Annotated in this window: 2 protein-coding genes; both read left to right on the plus strand. The window is 73.9% G+C overall.

The genetic code is table 11. The features are described from left to right. Positions 1 to 141: 141 nt before the first annotated feature. On the plus strand, positions 142 to 492 hold the full coding sequence (locus GUY61_RS39415) for a hypothetical protein (protein ID WP_208106850.1): 351 nt from the start codon (positions 142 to 144) through the stop codon (positions 490 to 492). Between the two features lie 241 nt (positions 493 to 733). Next, a partial coding sequence (locus GUY61_RS35335) for a beta-ketoacyl synthase N-terminal-like domain-containing protein (RefSeq protein WP_166634407.1) occupies positions 734 to 4,255 on the plus strand: 3,522 nt, incomplete at its 3' end.

The following is a 4,255-nucleotide window of genomic DNA, read 5'->3' on the forward strand; positions in this document are numbered from 1 at the left end:
GATCTCGTCGTCGATCTTCACGTACAGTGCGGTGAGCAGGGTGTCCAGGTCGCTTGTCACAGAACGACCTTGGACACCCTGTCTGCGTTCCCGGACGCACCGTCAGCATTCGGAATGACTCGTCTAGAGGGACCTGCAGACGTGAACCGACGTGAGCTGTGCGAGGCGCTCGCCGCCGCGGGCGTGCCCGACGCACTGTACGAGATCCCCGGCTTCCACGAACTCTCGCTGAAACCACCGGACTTCGCCTACCTCCGGCAGGAGGGTGTCGACTGGGTGGTGGGAAGTTTCGAGCGTGGCCTGTACCGCCCGCTCAACCGCTTCGACAGCGAGGACGCGGCATGCCGCTTCCTTCTCGCACAGCTCACGTACCGGGGCGGGGGGCCGGATCCCGGGGCCGAGGACGAGATGCGGTCGGTCCTCGAGGACAGGGACGAGATCGAGCGGGCCGCCCGCGAGGCCTTCGAAAGGGCCCGGCGCACCGAACCGTGAACTCCGGCCAGCGGTCCACCGCGCCGGGCGATGCCGTCGTCCTCATGGATGCCGGGCTGCCGCAACCTCCCGAGCCGACGGCCCGGGCGGCGGATCCGCACAGGCAGGGGCTCCGGCCGGGTGGGCGCAGAACGCGAACGGGGGCGGGGGACGAGATGCCGCGAGCGGGCGACACAGCAGGGGGACGGAGCATGACGGGCACCGATCAGGGCACCTGCGTACCGGAAGGTAGGCTCCTTTCATGATCGGCCCGAACGGCGAGACGACGTTGTTGCAGGTGCTGCTGGACGCGGCCCGCGAGACACCAGGTCAGGTCGTCGTCCACGTACGCGGCGACGGAAGCGAACTCGACGTCACCCTCCGGGAACTGGCCGACCAGTCCCTGCGCGTCGCCGGCGGCCTGCTCGCCGCGGGAGCCTCCCCGGGCACCTGCCTGCCTCTCCTCGCCGACCGCAGCGAGGACTTCCAGCCCATGTTCTGGGGAGCGCTCGCCGCAGGCCTCGTGCCGGTGCCCCTGGCCCCGGAGACACGGCGGGTGCTGTCCGTCTGGGAACACCTCGGCCGCCCGCCGCTGCTCGCCGACCGGGCCACAGCACCGCTGCTCGCCGAACTCCCGCCGGACGCGACCGCGTTGCACCTGGACGCGGTGCGCGAGGGAACCCCGCCCGGCCGGCTCCCCGAGCCCGCACCCGATGACGTGGCCTTCCTGCAGTTCTCCTCCGGCAGCACCGGTACACCCAAGGGGGTCGAACTGACCCACGCGGCTGTGCTGTCCAACCTGGGACAGATACGCACCGCCGCTCGCCTCACGGCCGACGACGTGGTGATGAGCTGGATGCCGTACTTCCACGACATGGGCCTCATCGGCACTCACCTGGCGCCGCTCGCCGCCCGGGCCAAGCAGGTGAAACTGGGGCCGCTGTCCTTCGCCAAGCGGCCGCGGACGTGGTTCGACACCGCGGCACGGCACGGCGCCACCGTGCTCTCGGCGGCGAACTTCGCCCTGGCGCTCGCCGCACGGCGGGTCCCGGACGAGGAACTGCAGCGGCTCGACCTGTCCCGGGTGCGGCTGGTCCTGGTCGGCGCCGAACCGATCGCCGCCCCGGTGTGGCGGGAGTTCGCGCGCAAGACCCTGCTGGCGGGCATGGACGCCACCGCCATGCAGCCCGTCTACGGCCTGGCCGAGGCGACCCTGGCCGTCACCTTCCCGCCGCTCGGGAAGACCGCGGCACCACTGGTCCTCGACCGGGAGGCACTCAGCCGGGGCCGGGCCGTGGACGCCGCACCCTCGGGGACCCCGGGCTCCCCCGGCACCTCGCACGTCGAGGTGATGGACGTCGGACTCCCCGTGCCCGGCTGCGCGGTGCGCGTGGTCGGCGAGGACGGCAGTCCGCTGGGCGACCGCAGGGTGGGGCACATCGAGGTACGGGGCCCGCAGGTTGCGCGCGGTTACCACCTGCTCCGCGAGGAGACCGCCGCCGCGTTCGCCGACGGGTGGCTGCGCACCGGTGACATGGGGTTCCTGCACGGCGGACGCCTGTGTGTGACGGGCCGTCACAAGGACGTGCTGTTCATCAACGGCAGGCAGTTCCACGCGTCGGACATCGAGACCGTCGTGGCCGGCACACCAGGTCTGCCGCCGGGGGCGACAGCGGTGATCGGCTCCACCGACCCGCTCACCGGTGCCGAGCGCGTCGCGGTCTTCGTCCAGTGGGCCAGACCGCCCAAGGACACGGCGCCCGCCGTGCTGGAGCAGGTGGTGGCGCGGGTGCGCGAGGCCCTGGCCCACGACGACGTACGGGTCGTGCCGTTGCCCCCGGGAGCGTTTCCCCGTACGACCAGCGGCAAGTTGCAGCGCCGCCGGATGCGGGCCCGCTTCGAGGCCGGCGCCTATGCCGGGCGCGGGACCCGCCCGGCCGCGGAGACGGCCCTCCCCGCCGTCCTTGCCGCCGCCGCCCGGACCGCTCAGGACGCTCGCGACGCCCGGACCGGGGCCGGCGCCGCCGCCCCGGGGCTCCCCGCCGTGCCGGCCCCTCCCGCTGCGGGAGCGCGGTCCCGGACGGCCGCACCGGAGCCCCGCCCGCGTCAGGAGACCGAGCGCGCCGTCCGGGACGTGTGGGCACACGTGCTCGGCCTGCCGGCCACCCGGATCGGCCCGCGCGACCGGTTCTTCGCGCTCGGCGGTACGTCGCTGAAGGCGATGGAGGTGCTGGCCGCGCTGGAGGACACCTTCGGCGCCGCGCTGCCCCCTTCGGTCATGCGGGACCGCGACACCGTCACCGCGCTCACCGACCACCTGATGGGCAGCGACCCTCAACCGGCCGACCGGGGAACCGACTTGAAGGAAGCCGGCACCGCTGTGCGTGCGGAGGTGTCTCCGGCCGGCCCCGCCGGCGGGCAGGACGGGCCCCCACACGACTCCCGGACGCCGGTCGCGATCACCGCCATGGCCTGCCGGTTCCCCGGCGCCGACACCCCGGAGGCCTTCTGGGACCGGCTCGCCGCCGGACACGACGCCGTCACCGGCGTACCCGGGGGCCGGTGGCCCGGATCCGCGGACACCACCGCCCGCTGGGGCGGCTTCCTCGACGACCCGGCCGGTTTCGACGCCGACTACTTCGGGATCGGCCCGGACGAGGCACGTGTCACCGACCCCCAGGCGCGAGTCTTCCTCGAACTCGCCCACGAGGCCCTGGAACGGGCCGGCTACGCCGGGCCCCGGCGGAGCGGACGCCGGATCGGCGTCTTCGCCGCCGTCGGCGAGAGCGGATACCGCGAACTGCTCGGCCCCGGCGGCGTACCCGGCACCACCGCGGCGGCGGCCGGACCGGCAGCGCAGGCAGTACCGGCGCCCTCGGCCCTGCTCGGCAACCTGCCCAACCTCATCGCCGCCCGTGTCGCGCAGACCCTGGACCTGGACGGGCCGGCACTCGCCGTCGACACCGCCTGCTCCTCCGCGCTGGTCGCCCTGCACCTGGCCCGCCGCAGCCTCCAGGACGGCGAGTGCGACATCGCCGTCGTCGGCGGGGTCAACCTCAACCTCACCCCGACCGGATACCGCCTCCTGGAGGAGGCACGGGCACTGTCCCCGACCGGGCGCTGCCATGCCTTCAGTTCCCGGGCCGACGGCTTCGTCCCCGGAGAGGGCGGGGCCGCGATCGTCCTCACCCGACTCGACGACGCGCACCGGGCCGGTGACCCCGTCCTCGCCCTGCTGCGCGGCACGGCGGTGAACAACGACGGCCGCTCGCTCAGCCTCATGGCCCCCAACCCGCTCCGGCAGCGCGAAGTCATCGCACGGGCCTACGAGGACGCGGGTATCGACCCCGCCGCCGTGTCCTACGTCGAGGCGCACGGCACCGGCACGGCGATCGGCGACCCGATAGAGCTCAAGTCGCTCGCCCACGCCTTCCCGCCGCGCGCCGACGGACGGCCCAGGCTGCTCGGCTCGGTGAAGACCAACCTCGGGCATCTGCTCAACGCGGCCGGCATGCCGGCCCTCGTCAAGGTCGTCCTGGCACTCGGCCACCGGCAGCTCCCCGCATCACTGCACCACGCGCCACCCGCCGCGGGTATCGACGGCGCCGGCTTCTCGGTGGTGGCCCGGCACCGAGACTGGGTCGAGCCCGGCACGCTGGTCGCCGGAGTGAACGCCTTCGGGTTCGGCGGCACCAACGCCCACGCCATCCTCGAAGAGGCCCCGCCCGCCCCGTCTGCGGCGCCGGTCGTGTCCGCGGCGCCGGTGTCGTCCGCGACCTCGGAC

The sequence above is a fragment of the Streptomyces sp. GC420 genome, from assembly GCF_009916105.1.
In the GTDB taxonomy this organism is placed as follows: domain Bacteria; phylum Actinomycetota; class Actinomycetes; order Streptomycetales; family Streptomycetaceae; genus Streptomyces.